This is a genomic window from Corynebacterium sp. KPL2680 (genome assembly GCF_040225675.1).
Lineage (GTDB): Bacteria > Actinomycetota > Actinomycetes > Mycobacteriales > Mycobacteriaceae > Corynebacterium > Corynebacterium rhinophilum.
The window spans coordinates 28,632-42,076 of record NZ_JBEHFM010000012.1; the positions used below are offsets into that span (position 1 = coordinate 28,632).

The window sequence follows — 13,445 nt, forward strand, 5'->3', positions numbered from 1 at the left end:
GTTTATACCGTTCTTCGCACCATATACTCGGTAACACCAAAAGGCTTTGTAGGGGGCGCTTCGCACCCCCACCGAACCGGTCTATACTGACCTTTTTAGAAAGTCCAGCAGCTGTGAAAGCATTGTTGGGGACGATAGCACACCCACAACACACCCCGTGGAGGATTAGATGGTTGACACAGTAACGATGTGGATTGAAGCCATCATGGGCACGGAGTGGGTTTATCCAATCGTGGGCCTGCTCATTTTCGGGGACTGTTTCTTTCCAGTACTCCCCTCTGAAATCCCGCTGAATATGGTCGGCGCTTGGGCCGGTTCGCAGGGATTTCCACACCTACCCACCATGTTCTTTGTGGCGCTGGTAGCAGCCATGTTGGGTGATAACCTGTGTTTCTTACTGGGCACGCGGTTTATGCCATTGCTTAACCGCATTCAAAAAGGAACGAAGGCCTACGAGGCCCTCACCTGGGTAAAACGCAATGTACGCCGCGGCGGTGGCGCGGCCATTATCATTGCCCGCTTTATCCCCTCGGCCAGGCTCTTTATGACCATTTTGCTAGGGTCAATGCGCTTTCCCTGGCCGGTCTTCCTCTTCTTCGACACCATTGGCGTGATGCTCTGGGTATTCCAAGCCTTGGCCATTGGTTATGTGGGCGGCATGGCGTTCTCCGATACCCCACTGTTTGCGATGGTTATCAGCATTATCGCCGCCGTATTCATCGGCTTCGGACTACAAAAAGCCCAAAACAGCATCACGGAGTGGTGGGATACCCGCCGCGGCTACGCCGAAACGCCCTAGGGCGCTTAAAACCCTAGAGGGCGTTAGAGAATGGAAACGGCCTGCGCCTGGTCGCCCTTCGGACCGGATCCAACCTCGAAGCTGACCTTCTGGTTTTCTTCCAAGGTGCGGAAACCGCTGCCCTGAATCTCGGAGTAGTGCACGAAGATGTCTCCGCCGCCGTCCTCGCGCTCGATGAAGCCGTATCCCTTTTCGGAGTTAAACCACTTAACGGTTCCTTGTGTCATGGTGAACTGAGTTCCTTTTCTTAAAGAGGTAGCGCGCATTGCCGCGCCGGTAGTTATTCGGTAAATGGGTCCTCGAGCAGTACCGTGAAGTATAAAACCGCACCAAGACAACATTGGCCTGTCAACAGTGTGACACGTTCCACGCCAAAGCGATAGATTTAACTCACAAGGGGGTAAAAAAATTGTCTCACCCGGCGGGCAACAACCCCATTGGTGAAGAGCTCCTAGACCTCATTCAACGGCGCCTTTCTGAGTCCACCCTGACGTTTCACACCACGCTCCCGGCAAAGCGGGCGCGCTACGCCGAATGGCCAGAGTGGGTGCTGCCGGGGTTGAAGGAGCAGGTGGTAGATGGGGGCATCGGCAAGCTCTATGCGCACCAGGCCGAGCTCGCCGAATGCGCGTGGCAGGGCCGTGACGCAGTAATTTCCACCGGCACCTCGTCCGGAAAGTCTTTGGGCTACCAGCTGCCCATCCTCACCCGGCTGGCAAAGGATCAGACCGCGTGCGCGCTCTACCTCACCCCCACCAAGGCCCTCGGATCGGACCAGCTGCAGTCCGCGCTTGAGCTGTGCCGCGGGATTCCGGAGCTCAAGAACGTGGTGCCCGCGCCCTACGACGGCGATACGCCCCAGGAGTCGCGGGCGGGCGTGCGCGAGCATTCGCGCCTGGTGTTTTCCAATCCCGATATGGTGCACATGTCCATGCTGGCCGCGCACGCGCGGTGGGCGCGGGTGCTGCGCCACCTGGAGTTCATCGTCATCGATGAATGCCATTCCTACCGGGGCGTATTCGGCGCCAATGTGGCCCTGGTTCTGCGCCGCTTGCTCCGCCTGTGCCGGCATTATGGATCGCGTCCCACCATCATTTATGCCTCCGCAACCATGAATGACCCGGCCCGGCATGCCGAACGCCTCACCGGCCGCCCGGCGCACGCGATTACTGAGGATTCCGCCCCCACCGGCGCGCGCACGGTCGCGCTCTGGGAGCCTGGGTTCTTGGAGGGCGCAGAGGGCGAGCACGGCGCCCCCGTGCGGCGCGCGGCCACCACGGAGGCCGCCGAGATGATGGCAACCTTCATCGCGGAAGGCGCCCGGACCATGACCTTTGTGCGCTCCCGCCGCTCCGCCGAGGTCGTGGCGATGGTAGCCGCCGAGACCCTTTCCGGCAGTTTGGGCCGGCCGGATTTCGCGCAGCGCATCGCCGCCTACCGCGCCGGCTACCTGGCCGAGGACCGCCGCCGGTTGGAGCAGGCGCTTGACGATGCCTCCCTATTAGGCGTCGCCACCACCTCCGCCCTCGAGCTGGGCATCGACGTTGGCGGGCTCGATGCCGTGGTCACCGCCGGATTTCCTGGCACGGTGGCCAGTTTTTGGCAGCAAGCCGGGCGCGCGGGCCGGCGCGGGCAAGGCTCGCTCGTGGTGCTCGTCGCCCGCGATGAGCCCATGGATACTTTCCTGGTGCACCACCCCGATGCGCTCTTGGGCAAGCCGGTGGAAGCGAGCGTGTTCAACCCCACGAACCCCTATATCCTCTTTGGCCATCTCTACTGCGCGGCGGTGGAAAAGCCGCTGAATGATGCCACCATTGCTGAGTGGGGTGCCAGCGATGTCATCCACCAGCTTGCAGAGCAGGGCCTCGTGCGCCGCCGCGAGCGCGGGTGGTTTGCCGTACCCATTCCCGCCTCCAGCGCGGAAGAGCTCTCCCCGGAGACCGCCCACTCGGCGGTATCGCTGCGCGGCGGGGCGGGCGAGGAGGTCATGATCGTGGATGCCTCCGATGGGCGGCTACTGGGCACCATCGATGCAGCGCGCGCGACCAGCCAGGTCCACCCCGGCGCGGTCTACCTGCACCAGGGCGAAAGTTTTGTCATCGAGGAGCTCCTCCTATCCGATTATGTGGCACTCGCCCGCCCGGAGACCCCCGAGTATTCGACCACCCCGCGCTCTACTACGGATATTCGCATCGTGCGCGAGGCCGATAACCTGGTCAATTATTCCCCGGGCCTGTGGGTGGCGGACGTGGAGGTCGAGGTCACCGACCGCGTCACCGGGTACCAGGTGCGGCTTGCCAATGGCACCATCGGCGACGATATCCCCCTCGATCTCCCCGAACAGCGGCTGACCACCCGCGCCGTGGCTTATACCATCGACCCGCTGGCGCTTTCTGCGATGGGCATTACCGCCGCCGATATCCCCGGCACCCTCCATGCGGCCGAACACGCCGCCATTGGGCTGTTGCCGCTTATCGCTACCTGCGACCGCTGGGATATCGGCAGCGTATCCACCGCATTGCACGCGGATACGCAGCTTCCCACCGTCTTTGTCTACGACGGCCACCCCGGCGGCGCCGGGTTTGCCGAAGAAGGCTTTCGCCGCTTCCCCGAGTGGATCGCGGCCACCTTTGAGGCGGTGCGCTCCTGCCCCTGCGAGGCCGGGTGCCCATCGTGCGTGCAATCGCCCAAGTGCGGCAACGGCAATAACCCACTAAGCAAGGACGGTGCCATCAAGCTGCTCGGCGAGCTCGTCACCATGACGCAGGAGTCCGCGGTTTAAACAGGGCCCGCCTTGGCCGTGGCGCTCTGGCCGCGCACCGCGGCAACGGCGATGATATCGGGCGCATTGTCGGTGCATTCCTCGAGGCTCGCGCCGTTATCCCGCGCGGTGCTTTCTGCGGCCGCACACGCATCCTTGCCGGTGGCCAAGGCCCACGCGCCGGCCACGGCGGCAAGGTCCGCGGCTACCTGCGCTTCGTGGCGCGCGGTCACGCGAGACCCCACCGCCGCGATGACCAGCAATAAGCTGATGATGGCGACGATGATTCCGGTGGCGGCGATGGTGGCGTACCCGTCCTCACCGCGGAGTTTGCTAGTCATTGCCGGCCACCTCCGCGGGAAAGACCGCTTCCGCGCTCATGGTGCCGATGGGAGCATCGACGCTTACCGATGCCCTGATAAGCCCCGCGCTTTCCTGCACGCTTACCCGGGCATCCTCGCGGGCCGGTTGGTACTCGACGCCGATGGCGTGCGACCTAGCCGCCGCGCCCGCCATGTCCACCGCCGCGATATAGGACGCCATCGTCGCGATCGCACCGATAATGCCCGCCGCCACGAGGACGAGGGAGCTTAATGCCAGGGCGGCTTCGATGGTCACGGAACCATCGTCATCGACTACCGTGCGCATGATTCCTCCTTTCTTGTGTTCTAGTGCGCCCGGTTAGCTCGGGGTATTCGACAGCGCATCGGTGATGATTCCCTCGATGGCATCGACCACGCCGCCGCCGTTAATGACCATGTACAGCACGCCGGCAAGTGCCGCAGCCGCAAGCGATCCCATGGCGTATTCAATGGTGCTCATCCCCTCATCGTTGCGGACGAGGGCGCGGGTGAGCTGGGAGTACTTAATAAATAGTGCAGACATAATGGGAAGTCCTTTCTTATAAGGTGTGGTGGTTGAGTAGAAGTGAAAAATGGTGCATCTAGAAAAGCTGCGCGCCCAAGCTGATCACTACGGGCGCGAGGCCTAGAACGATGAATGCTGGCAGGAAGCACACCGCCAGCGGGAGGGCAATGAATACTCCTGCGCGCTCTGCTTTAGCCGTAGCGTGAGCAGATGCTTCGGCGCGCAAAGAAGTACAGATTCGCGTGCATCCGGCGGCTATGGTGGCGCCGGATTGGCCCGATAAGATGACAAGCCCCGCCACGTCCTCTAGTCCCGCATGGCCCTTCATGTGGTCCCATGCAGATTCCGTGGGCACGCCAACTCCCAGGAGCGCGGATACCGTCTCCCACAAGTGCTGGGTATCGGCCTCTGCCGTACGCGCGACCGCCGTAGCAGCGGCGTGCACCGTCAGGCCCGCACTCAGGCAAGCTGCGAAAAGTTCGATATCCCCGGCCACGAGGAGTGGATCCACGGTGCTAGAGGGCTGGAGTTTGCTCATCAATCCCCCGCGCACTGTTGCGCCATTGAGCTTTCTTGGGCCGGCGCGCGGGGTCTTCGCCGTGTGCTGCGCTGTGTTTTGTGCCGTAGAAGGTCCCAGCCGCCCCTTGGTGGCCGGCAGCCCAACGAGCACGGCCAGCGCTAAGCAAATAAAGGCCATCATGGTGCCGCCTTCCTGATGATGACGCGGGACCAGGCAAAGCCGCCGCAGGCAAGCCCCACCCCGATGACCAGCAGGATTCCGCCCAATCCGCCGCCGAGCAAGAAGCCAAGCGAATTAGCACCCATCGCCCCGCCCATGGCGATGCCCGCGATGGGAAGGCAGGCCAAGACCGTGGCTGTAGCTTGGGGTCCTTGCAGCCCGGCCGCGGTGGATTGGTGGTGGCGGCGCAGGGCATCCATCCTGCTTTGGGCCTGCTCAAAGAGGCTTGCCACCGCGATGCCGTGCTGTGTGGATAATTCGAGCAGGTGGCCCAGCCGGGTAAGTTCTGCATCCGCATGGGAGCCAGAGAGCGCCACGTGCGGGGGTGCACCGCGCGCCGCCGCGGTAGCGGTGGATTCTAAGGCCGCGCTCATATCCCGGGGCGTCGTCGAGGGAAGGGAATCAGCCCCGCGCGATAGCGCGCTTGCAAGGGTTGCCCCGGCGCGCAGGTCAGCGGTGACGACCCCGAAGTATCCGGCTAGGGCTTCGCGGCTGCGCCGGCGCGTGCGGGCGGCCATGATGTCCTTGATATACCACGACACGCACCAGGCAATTATCGATGCCGCGACCGCAATACTTATCCGCCCGACCGAGAAGAAGACCAAGCTGCCGCAGAATACGGCACCCAAAATGACCAAGGAGCTGGCCTTTATCCGGCTGTCCTTGCCAGCAATGCGGGATGCGCTCGAGGGCGCAGACAGCAAGAGGGCTGCGGCGAGCAATAAGAAGCTAAGCATCCGCCTGACCTCCTGCTTCTTCGCGCTGTTCCTCCAACAGCGCGGCCGAGAATCCCGCAAAGCCAGGCGCGGGCCCCTTGGTTGCACTCCAGACAATGCGCGGGGTGACCGGATTGCCCTCTAAGACGCCGATATGAGCCAGGCGCCGGCCATGTGGCGTGCGCTCCATGGTGAGCACCACGTTGACGGCAGCCGCCAATTGCGAGTGCAGGGCGCTGCGGTCCAGGCCGCCGAGTGCGCCGAGGGCCTCCATGCGGGCGGGTACCTCAAAGAGGGAATTGGCGTGCAAGGTACCCGCACCGCCATCGTGGCCCGTATTCAGCGCGGCGAGGAGATCGACTACCTCTGGGCCGCGAATCTCACCGACGACGATGCGGTCTGGGCGCATGCGCAGCGCTTGCCGCAGCAATTGCGCCATGGTGATTTCCCCGCTGCCTTCAGCGTTTGCCCGGCGCGAGACGATGCTCACGCAATGCGGGTGGTGGGGTGATAGCTCCGCCGTATCTTCGATGACCACGATGCGCTCGCGCTCGGATACGGTTCCCAATAGCGCCGAGAGCAGCGTCGTCTTGCCAGAACCGGTACCTCCGATAACGAGGAAGGACAATCGCTTGTCCACCATCGCGGCAAGCAGCTGGCCGATGTCCTCCGGCACGGTGCCATTGGCCACCAACTGCGGCAGGGTGGTCTGCGCCTGCCGCAATACGCGCAGGCTAATGCACGTTCCGCCCACTGCGGGTGGGCTTAAAAGGGCATGCACGCGGAGCACGACGCCATCGGGGCGCGTGACGCGGCCATCGGCAAAAGGCTGGGCATCATCAAGCCGCGTGCCCGATGCCGCGGCCAACCGAGAGGCAAGCTGGCGCACCTCCCCATCGTTGCGAAAGGTGATATCGCTGCGCTCTAGCCCCTCTCCTCGGTCCATAAAGACGTGTTCAGGCCCGTTGACCACGACATCGGTCACGCCCTGCCGGGCCAATAAGGCATCCAGTGGCCCCATGCCGGTGGCATCTTGGCGCAAGCGCCGGAGCAGATCCACCACGGCGACATCACTGATAACCCCTGCTTCCTCGCGGATCCGCCGGGCCAAGCTAGGGGCGTCGTGCACCAGATCCGGCTCGGCGGCAATGACCCGCTGCATCTTCTCCATGGTCTTTTCCATGGTCTCGGCCGAGCTATCCATCGCTGCGCTCATACCCCTACCTCCTCGCGCACCGCACGGACGGTTTTGGCGAGCGCCGCGGGAAGCCGGGCTGGGAGTCCACCGATCTCTATGCTGCGGGTGAGCCCGCGCACGCTGGGCAATTGGGCACTGACTCGGTGGTGGATAATGTCTTCTACCTCGGGTGCGCTGAGAGCCGCCCACTGCCGTTGGCGCAGGACCACCACGATGTCGCGCCGCGCCTCATCCAGTCGCAGGATAAGTTGTGCGGCCGCCGCTGCCGATCGCACCTCCGCGGCCACCACCAGCACCACGTGCGTGCAGGCAGCCGGGATGTTTTCCGCCGTGCAATCCACAACGCACAGGCCCTCGCCCGCGTGCGCCGCAGACGTCACCGCCGCCAAGAGCGTGGCATCTAGCGTGAAGGTATCTTTGACCGTACTGCGCGCTGCGGATAGCACCGCTATGCCATCGGAGGTAGAGGGCAAGGCGCGGTAGAGATCGGCGGCATCGATGCTGCCATCGCCAATATTGAGCTCCGGCCAGCGGGCACCCGGCGCCGTTTCCACGCCGAGGAGGAGATCGAGGCCGCCGGAGTGCGCGGTGGCATCGATAAGCAGCGCCCGCGCCTGCTCACCCGCCATGCAGTGGGAACGCGCCAGGGCCGCTGCAAAGGTAGAGGCTCCTACCCCACCGCTGGCGCCCACCACCGCGATGGTGGCGCTACCGAGGTGGTCCTCCGGTGGGTGCGCGGCCTGTGCAATAGCCGCCAGCAGGTCTTTAATTTCCGCGGGGATAATAAAGGCGCGGTCCGCATGGCAGGCAAGTGCTGCCTCATAATCGATGGGCCCCGGATCCGCGGCGAGAAAAAGCACCGGGACGGGCGTGGTCTGTGCGGCTTGTGCCGAGGCGATAACGCGCGCCATGAGCGCATCGACCAAGACCGTATAGGCCCCGGCGAGGCTGCGCGGAATATCGCGGGGATCGGTCACCGTAATAACCTCGTGGCTGGTCGCGGCGGCTGCGTGGACCGCCTCGGCGCGCAAGGCTTCCTCGCCAATGGCGACGACGATGGTGGAGCGAGAGTGTGCTGTATTCATGCCCCCTAGCCTGAAGCACCCGCGCCACCTGCACTAGGGATGGAACTTCCCGCCTGTGGATAAATGCGCGAAAGCTACCACTTAGCGCTCGGTTAGTTACATTTTCAACAAAGTCTTGTGGATAACCGTAGATATAGGTGACGGCCCGCGCATCGGGGGGTACGCGCGGGCCGTCAGTAACCCGGCCTCGGGGGGCGAGCCGGGGCAGGCCGCACAGTACATCGGGGCCTTGCACCGATTATTATGACACGTTCATTACCCGATCACAACAGCTAAGAAAAACTATCTACCTGCACGGCCCTGACCTGCACCGAATGGATGTTCACTGCCTACCGGGGACGGGCGTACGGTTAAGCGGCGCGGGCGATGGCATCGGCTTCTTTGCCACCTACCTCCCAGGCGGAAAGGTGAAAAAGCACCACCTCACCAGGCTTGTCGCGGTAATTCGCGCGGCACTCGCGGTAGGCCTTGGATTGGCGGTGGAAATACACCTCTGGCACGGCGAACCCGCGGGGATCGAAGCCGGTGTGTATGGCGGCCAGGCGGGCGGCAATCCGCGCCACCACGCCGCTGCGCGGGCCAAAGAATTCACCGGCCGCGATTTCGGCATGCACGACGCTCGGCAAAAGGTCGCGGAATGCGGGGCCACTGCCCTGCGCAATCAGACGCGCTAAGCCCTGCAAGCGCGCGCTATCGCCGCTGGGAATCCCGTTTCCGCCGGCGGCGACGTCGATGCGCGCGAGCACCTGCAGCGGCGCGCGGGCAAAGGAACGGACAGTAGAATCCACCACCTCAGGCGCTGCTACGGAATACGCGCTGACCGCGCCTGCGAGCGGACCACTTTCCACATCGCCCGGGCCAGGGTGCGGGGGGATGGCGTGCCCATCCAAGGCCACGCTGGCGCGCGCCCCGCGCATCAAGGACTCCGCGGAGATGACCTCATACCTGCGCAGCCCGGCCGGCCTGCGGTGGGCGCGCGCGATGGCCGCCGCTGCTTTTTCCGCACCTTCTTTCACCCCCGGGAGGCGAAATAGCGGGGATAACGCGTCATTTTCTGGCATATACATTAGGATAGCCCTAGACGCCCCGAGCCCCGAAGACCCCCTGTGACTGGCGCGGCACCATAAAACCGCACTGTTTCTATTATCATTGGGGCCGTTACAAGGTTTAGATGAAAAACGAGGAGAATTAATCGTGAGCAACGATGGACTATTTACTGACGGCACCGATCAATTCGCACCAAAGGTTAATTCGATTCCTTTGAGCGATGTAGATGCATCGTCCTCCGAAACCTCCATCGGCAAGTTGGTCTCCAATGCCACCGAGCAGATGTCCCAGCTCGTGCGCTCTGAGGTAGAGCTGGCCAAGACGGAGCTGGCGCAGTCCGCCAAGAAGGGCGGCATCGGCGCCGGCTTCTTCGGTGCAGCCGGTACCATCGCGCTGTACAGCTCTTTCTTCTTTTTCTTCTTCCTCGCTGAGCTCCTCGCCCTCTGGCTGGAGCGCTGGGCTGCCTTCTTGATCGTCTTCCTCGTGATGATCGTGGCGGCCGGTGTCCTCGCTCTGCTCGGCGTTAAGAATGTCAAAAAGGTTAAGGCCCCGCAGAAGACCATAGATTCCACCAAGGAACTCAAGAACCTGATTCCGGGTAAGGCGCAGAAGTCGCTGGACCGGAAGGACACTCACGGCCTGTACACCTAAACCGCACGCACCATTAGATCCGCCTCAGCCTTTCCTGGGGCGGATTTTCTGTACACATAGAAAGGCGCCTTGTCCTCCATGGCCTTTGCACCACTTCCCCCCTCCACGGTTGAGCTGGAAGGACCCTTTGCGCACGAGTTTGTCCACACCCGGGGCATCCGCCTGCACGTGGCCATAGCGGGCGATAGCGCCGATCCCCTCGTTGTTTTTATTCACGGCGCATTCGGCGGCTGGTTCGATTTCCAGGAGGTCATTGGGCCCCTCGCCCAGAGCGGGTACCACGTCGCCGCGGTGGATATGCGCGGCTTTGGCATGTCCGATAAGCCGCCCATCGATCCCGGCCAGGATATCCGCACCTTGGTCGGGGATCTGGATGGCCTCATCCAGGCATTGGGCCACGATGATGCCTATATCGTCGGCGCCGATACCGGTGGCGCGGTGGCCTGGTGCCTGGCCGCCGAGCGTCCCAATCGCGTGCGCGGCTTGGTTTCGGTCTCGGCCGCGCACCCAGTTGATATCCGCCGCGCCATCGCCGCGCGCCCTTGGGACTTTGGGTGGATGATCCTGCGTTCCCTCCTCTGCCACCTACCAAAGGTCACCCGCGCGAATACCCTGCTGCTCAGCCCCCGGGCCTACCGCAAGGAGCTCAGCCTGGATACGGGGCCCGCGCTTGCCGATGCCACCCTAGAGTCCATCCTTGCCCTGCGCCTGCGCGCCTCCCAGATTGGCAAGGTGCGCCGCGGAATCCTGTGGAATCACCGGATGCGCACCGCCGTGGTGCCCTTGAACTGGTCCGAATTAGCCGTCAAGCGCCCCGTCCTTTTCATCCACGCCCAACAGCGCCTTTGGAACCCCGTCATCCAGCGGGCGGCCCTGCGCGCCCGCGCGGGGTTTAGCGCCACCTCGATCCCAGGTGCCAAGAACCTGCCCTTCCTCGAGGCCCCTGAGGAGTTCGTCGACGAGCTGCGCCGCTGGCTCGACGCGTAGGGCGCGTGGGGAGACATTCCCCACGCGGATCTCTAATGCGAATGCTAGTGCGCCACGCACTCGCCGGTTTCTACCGGGCGCTGCAATTGGGTGACATCCCCAATGTGGCCGATGACCTCGTCTGCGGTCAGCGCGTATCCGGTCTCAGAATCGTCTACTGAGGCGCCGAAGATAACGCCCAAGACCTCGCCCGCGGTATTGACCAGGGGGCCGCCGGAATTGCCCTGTTGGATATTGCCGCGCACCGTATAGGAATCGCGCTCTACCCTGCCTTGGGAGTAGATATCTGGCCCGGCGATGGTGATACGATCGCGCACCCGGGCCATTTCCGCGTTAAAGGGGCCGGAGTGTGGGAAGCCCATGACCATGGCATCGTCGCCGGTCTGGGCCGGCTGCTGCGCCCACGGCAGGGGTTGGATGCCCAGATCCGGCGCGCGCAAGACGGCGATATCGACCTCTGGGTTGTAATAGACCACCGTGGCGTCCTTCAGGCCTAGCTTCGTATCCAGCCTCACCGTTTGGGTGCCGGCCACCACGTGGGCATTGGTCACCACATAGTCATCGGCCACCACAAAACCGGAGCCCAAGAGGCGGCGGGAGCACTCTTCGGCATCGCCAAGCACGTGAATGATGGATGGACGGATGCTGCGCACCAGCTCCGGGTCCTGCACGTCTGGTGCCGGGTCCTCGACGTCCTCGCCGCTGATGGACTTTTCCCACGGCGAAACCAGCGGCGGAAGGCCCGATTCATTGAGCAACGCCGCCACGCCATTGGGAAGGGAAGCTAGGCGCGGCGGGGCGGCCGCGTTGAGGTTGCTCAGGATTCGGGAATCGCGCAGCCCCTGCCCCGCGGAACCGCCCAGATTGGTGGCCACGGGAATGGAAATCATCCAGATGACGATAAGCGCGATGAAGGACTGGAAGACCGCGCCGAATAGCGAATCTACCCGCTGGGTGCTGCGCGCCTTCATGCGATCGCGCACGCTCGTGCCCAAGGAGGAACCGATGATTTGCCCGATGCCCACCAGCAAAACCAGGATGCCCACGAGCAGGAGCAGGCGCAGCGAAGGCTCGTCCACTGTGCGCAATACGCTGGGGGCTACGGCGATGCCCACCACGAGGCCCGCGCCCACGCCGATGGCGGAGAGCACCGCGGCGAGCGCACCATTGCGCCAACCACTGAGCAATGCTGCTAACACGGCAAGCACAATCAGGCCGTCAACAATGAGCGCAGCAGTCATGGCTTTGGTTCTTTCTCTATCGAAATCTCGTGCGTCCCCCGGCGCCTTAAGCGCGCGGGCAATTAGGACATCTTCTCATTATTGCGGGACTTTTTGAGGGTGTCACGCAGGTCTATGACCGAATTGTTATCCCACGGTACGCTCCACCCAGAATGATCCAATAATGCTGCCAGCACCCCGGCAGTAAACCCCCAAATCACGTAGTCATTGGCATAAAACGCCGGCCCTTGCCATTGCTTGAAGCCCACCAGCAGGCGGTTGCGGGGGTCAATGAGCTCCCTAATCGGGACGAAGAACACATCATCGGTCTCCGCCGGGCTCGCGGGATAGACCTCGCCCGGCTGCTTCCAGTGGGCCAAAATCGGGCTTACCGGATTTCCCGTGGCGCGAATGTGCAGCTGCTCCCACTGTTCTAAGGGCGTGACCGTATGGCGCTGCAGGTCGGTTTCCTCCCATGCCTCCCGCAGCGCGGTATCAACCAGCGACGTATCGCCCGGATCCCGCCGGCCGCCCGGGAAAGCAATCTGGCCGGAGTGCGAGCGCATGGACAGCGAGCGGTGCGTGAGCAGAATTTCGCCATCCTCCACGCTGTTCCCGCTCAGCAGCATCAGCACCGCGGCTTCCCGCTTGGTGGGCACCTCTTCCTCCGAGCCATTGAGCTGCGAGGCCTGCCGCTTACCAATGAGCTCTTGCACCTGACTCGTATCGACGCCCAGCGCGGGTTTTATCCACTCGGGCGTGTATTCGGGCCACACTTTACTCATCCGGCAAGCGCCTCCTTGACCGTCTTTTCAATCTCGTCCGCAGAGGTAAACGGCTGGGCCGCCTGTTTGATCACTTCGCCATCGCGGAGAATGACGGTCACGGGAACCACGCCTGGCAGGCCCAGCGTGCCCGCGAAGCTATTATCCGGATCCTGGAAGCTCGGCAGGTCTACCCCCACGTCATTGAGGAACGCGGCCCCGTTGGCGGCGTTTTTATCCGCGTGCACCCCAATGACCTTCCAGTCAGGGTGGGATTCTGCTACCTCGTCCAGGTGGGGCAATTCCGCGCGGCACGGCTCGCACCACCACGCCCACACGTTGGCGATGGTAATGCCCTCATCCGCCTTGTCTCCTTCGCCTGCGTCATCGCCGCCCAGGCATTCCAGATCCACCCCGGCGATGGGCCCCGCGGGGCAATCTGGGCGCTCGGCTACGTCCTGGTCACCCGCCGCGCCCGATTCCATGCCAGGGGCCTGCGCCGATTCACCCGCGCCGGTGTCATCCCCACGCAGCTGCATGACCCCCACTACCACGAGGACAGCGATGACAATGGCCGCAATGACGGTGCCGAAGACGTATTTTTTCATACC

General features: G+C 63.3%; 16 protein-coding genes. 4 read left to right on the forward strand and 12 right to left on the reverse strand.

What is annotated here, in order from left to right:
- The first annotated feature begins 169 nt into the window (after nt 1–169).
- A complete protein-coding gene (locus ABRP66_RS07350) occupies nt 170–799 on the forward strand; it encodes a DedA family protein (RefSeq protein WP_284783204.1) in 630 nt (209 codons plus the stop codon).
- Nucleotides 800–822: 23 nt separating this feature from the next.
- Here ABRP66_RS07350 and ABRP66_RS07355 read toward each other — a convergent pair whose 3' ends face one another.
- The gene (locus tag ABRP66_RS07355; RefSeq protein ID WP_005276524.1) at nt 823–1,026 is read right to left on the reverse strand and encodes a cold-shock protein; all 204 of its coding nucleotides are present in this window, start codon (nt 1,024–1,026) and stop codon (nt 823–825) included.
- Nucleotides 1,027–1,208: 182 nt separating this feature from the next.
- Here ABRP66_RS07355 and ABRP66_RS07360 point away from each other — a divergent pair, with 182 nt between their 5' ends.
- On the forward strand, nt 1,209–3,581 hold the full coding sequence (locus ABRP66_RS07360) for a DEAD/DEAH box helicase (RefSeq protein ID WP_349838529.1): 2,373 nt from the start codon (nt 1,209–1,211) through the stop codon (nt 3,579–3,581).
- Here ABRP66_RS07360 and ABRP66_RS07365 read toward each other — a convergent pair.
- The 8 genes from ABRP66_RS07365 to ABRP66_RS07400 form a co-directional block, all read right to left on the reverse strand.
- Nucleotides 3,578–3,901, reverse strand: coding sequence for an Rv3654c family TadE-like protein (locus tag ABRP66_RS07365; protein WP_237791613.1), 324 nt, complete (start codon nt 3,899–3,901; stop codon nt 3,578–3,580). The two genes, ABRP66_RS07360 and ABRP66_RS07365, sit on opposite strands and share 4 nt — an antisense overlap.
- Entirely contained in the window at nt 3,894–4,208 is a 315-nt protein-coding gene (locus tag ABRP66_RS07370; RefSeq protein ID WP_023016597.1) for a hypothetical protein, read from the reverse strand. The genes ABRP66_RS07365 and ABRP66_RS07370 overlap by 8 nt, the downstream gene beginning before the upstream one ends.
- Before the next feature lie 33 nt (nt 4,209–4,241).
- Nucleotides 4,242–4,445 carry a DUF4244 domain-containing protein gene (locus ABRP66_RS07375; RefSeq protein WP_005276515.1) on the reverse strand — a complete coding sequence of 68 codons (204 nt, stop codon included), beginning with the start codon at nt 4,443–4,445 and terminating at the stop codon, nt 4,242–4,244.
- 58 nt (nt 4,446–4,503) lie between these two features.
- On the reverse strand, nt 4,504–5,127 hold the full coding sequence (locus tag ABRP66_RS07380; protein ID WP_284785463.1) for a type II secretion system F family protein: 624 nt from the start codon (nt 5,125–5,127) through the stop codon (nt 4,504–4,506).
- Nucleotides 5,124–5,903 carry a type II secretion system F family protein gene (locus tag ABRP66_RS07385; RefSeq protein ID WP_284785461.1) on the reverse strand — a complete coding sequence of 260 codons (780 nt, stop codon included), beginning with the start codon at nt 5,901–5,903 and terminating at the stop codon, nt 5,124–5,126. The genes ABRP66_RS07380 and ABRP66_RS07385 overlap by 4 nt, the downstream gene beginning before the upstream one ends.
- Nucleotides 5,896–7,098: a TadA family conjugal transfer-associated ATPase gene (locus ABRP66_RS07390; RefSeq protein ID WP_284783213.1), complete on the reverse strand. Its 1,203-nt coding sequence runs from the start codon at nt 7,096–7,098 to the stop codon at nt 5,896–5,898. Before ABRP66_RS07390 ends, ABRP66_RS07385 begins: the two co-directional genes overlap by 8 nt.
- Nucleotides 7,095–8,165: a septum site-determining protein Ssd gene (gene ssd / locus ABRP66_RS07395; protein ID WP_349838530.1), complete on the reverse strand. Its 1,071-nt coding sequence runs from the start codon at nt 8,163–8,165 to the stop codon at nt 7,095–7,097. The genes ABRP66_RS07390 and ssd overlap by 4 nt, the downstream gene beginning before the upstream one ends.
- 350 nt (nt 8,166–8,515) lie before the next feature.
- On the reverse strand, nt 8,516–9,232 hold the full coding sequence (locus ABRP66_RS07400; RefSeq protein WP_349838531.1) for an oxidoreductase: 717 nt from the start codon (nt 9,230–9,232) through the stop codon (nt 8,516–8,518).
- Nucleotides 9,233–9,359: 127 nt separating this feature from the next.
- Between ABRP66_RS07400 and ABRP66_RS07405 the strand changes: the two genes are divergently transcribed.
- Together ABRP66_RS07405 and ABRP66_RS07410 are read left to right on the forward strand one after the other, a co-directional pair.
- The gene (locus tag ABRP66_RS07405; protein WP_410757377.1) at nt 9,360–9,863 is read left to right on the forward strand and encodes a phage holin family protein; all 504 of its coding nucleotides are present in this window, start codon (nt 9,360–9,362) and stop codon (nt 9,861–9,863) included.
- Between the two features lie 78 nt (nt 9,864–9,941).
- Nucleotides 9,942–10,850: an alpha/beta fold hydrolase gene (locus ABRP66_RS07410; protein WP_284785454.1), complete on the forward strand. Its 909-nt coding sequence runs from the start codon at nt 9,942–9,944 to the stop codon at nt 10,848–10,850.
- A 44-nt stretch (nt 10,851–10,894) separates the two neighbouring features.
- Here ABRP66_RS07410 and ABRP66_RS07415 read toward each other — a convergent pair whose 3' ends face one another.
- The 3 genes from ABRP66_RS07415 to ABRP66_RS07425 all read right to left on the reverse strand — a co-directional run bounded on the left by ABRP66_RS07415 (nt 10,895) and on the right by ABRP66_RS07425 (nt 13,442).
- Nucleotides 10,895–12,091 carry a MarP family serine protease gene (locus ABRP66_RS07415; protein WP_005280895.1) on the reverse strand — a complete coding sequence of 399 codons (1,197 nt, stop codon included), beginning with the start codon at nt 12,089–12,091 and terminating at the stop codon, nt 10,895–10,897.
- A gap of 62 nt (nt 12,092–12,153) precedes the next feature.
- Nucleotides 12,154–12,855: an NUDIX hydrolase gene (locus ABRP66_RS07420; RefSeq protein WP_349838532.1), complete on the reverse strand. Its 702-nt coding sequence runs from the start codon at nt 12,853–12,855 to the stop codon at nt 12,154–12,156.
- Nucleotides 12,852–13,442, reverse strand: a complete 591-nt coding sequence (locus ABRP66_RS07425) for a TlpA family protein disulfide reductase (RefSeq protein ID WP_284770744.1) — start codon at nt 13,440–13,442, stop codon at nt 12,852–12,854. Before ABRP66_RS07425 ends, ABRP66_RS07420 begins: the two co-directional genes overlap by 4 nt.
- Nucleotides 13,443–13,445 lie beyond the last annotated feature (3 nt).

Excerpts from the sequence above, each read along its gene's own strand:
- ABRP66_RS07350 (WP_284783204.1), top strand. The coding sequence starts at position 170 with ATGGTTGACACAGTAACGATGTGGATTGAAGCCATCATGGGCACGGAG.
- ABRP66_RS07355 (WP_005276524.1), bottom strand. The coding sequence starts at position 1,026 with ATGACACAAGGAACCGTTAAGTGGTTTAACTCCGAAAAGGGATACGGC.
- ABRP66_RS07365 (WP_237791613.1), bottom strand. The coding sequence starts at position 3,901 with ATGACTAGCAAACTCCGCGGTGAGGACGGGTACGCCACCATCGCCGCC.
- ABRP66_RS07370 (WP_023016597.1), bottom strand. The coding sequence starts at position 4,208 with ATGCGCACGGTAGTCGATGACGATGGTTCCGTGACCATCGAAGCCGCC.
- ABRP66_RS07375 (WP_005276515.1), bottom strand. The coding sequence starts at position 4,445 with ATGTCTGCACTATTTATTAAGTACTCCCAGCTCACCCGCGCCCTCGTC.
- ABRP66_RS07380 (WP_284785463.1), bottom strand. The coding sequence starts at position 5,127 with ATGATGGCCTTTATTTGCTTAGCGCTGGCCGTGCTCGTTGGGCTGCCG.
- ABRP66_RS07385 (WP_284785461.1), bottom strand. The coding sequence starts at position 5,903 with ATGCTTAGCTTCTTATTGCTCGCCGCAGCCCTCTTGCTGTCTGCGCCC.
- ABRP66_RS07390 (WP_284783213.1), bottom strand. The coding sequence starts at position 7,098 with ATGAGCGCAGCGATGGATAGCTCGGCCGAGACCATGGAAAAGACCATG.
- ssd (WP_349838530.1), bottom strand. The coding sequence starts at position 8,165 with ATGAATACAGCACACTCTCGCTCCACCATCGTCGTCGCCATTGGCGAG.
- ABRP66_RS07400 (WP_349838531.1), bottom strand. The coding sequence starts at position 9,232 with ATGTATATGCCAGAAAATGACGCGTTATCCCCGCTATTTCGCCTCCCG.
- ABRP66_RS07410 (WP_284785454.1), top strand. The coding sequence starts at position 9,942 with ATGGCCTTTGCACCACTTCCCCCCTCCACGGTTGAGCTGGAAGGACCC.
- ABRP66_RS07415 (WP_005280895.1), bottom strand. The coding sequence starts at position 12,091 with ATGACTGCTGCGCTCATTGTTGACGGCCTGATTGTGCTTGCCGTGTTA.
- ABRP66_RS07420 (WP_349838532.1), bottom strand. The coding sequence starts at position 12,855 with ATGAGTAAAGTGTGGCCCGAATACACGCCCGAGTGGATAAAACCCGCG.
- ABRP66_RS07425 (WP_284770744.1), bottom strand. The coding sequence starts at position 13,442 with ATGAAAAAATACGTCTTCGGCACCGTCATTGCGGCCATTGTCATCGCT.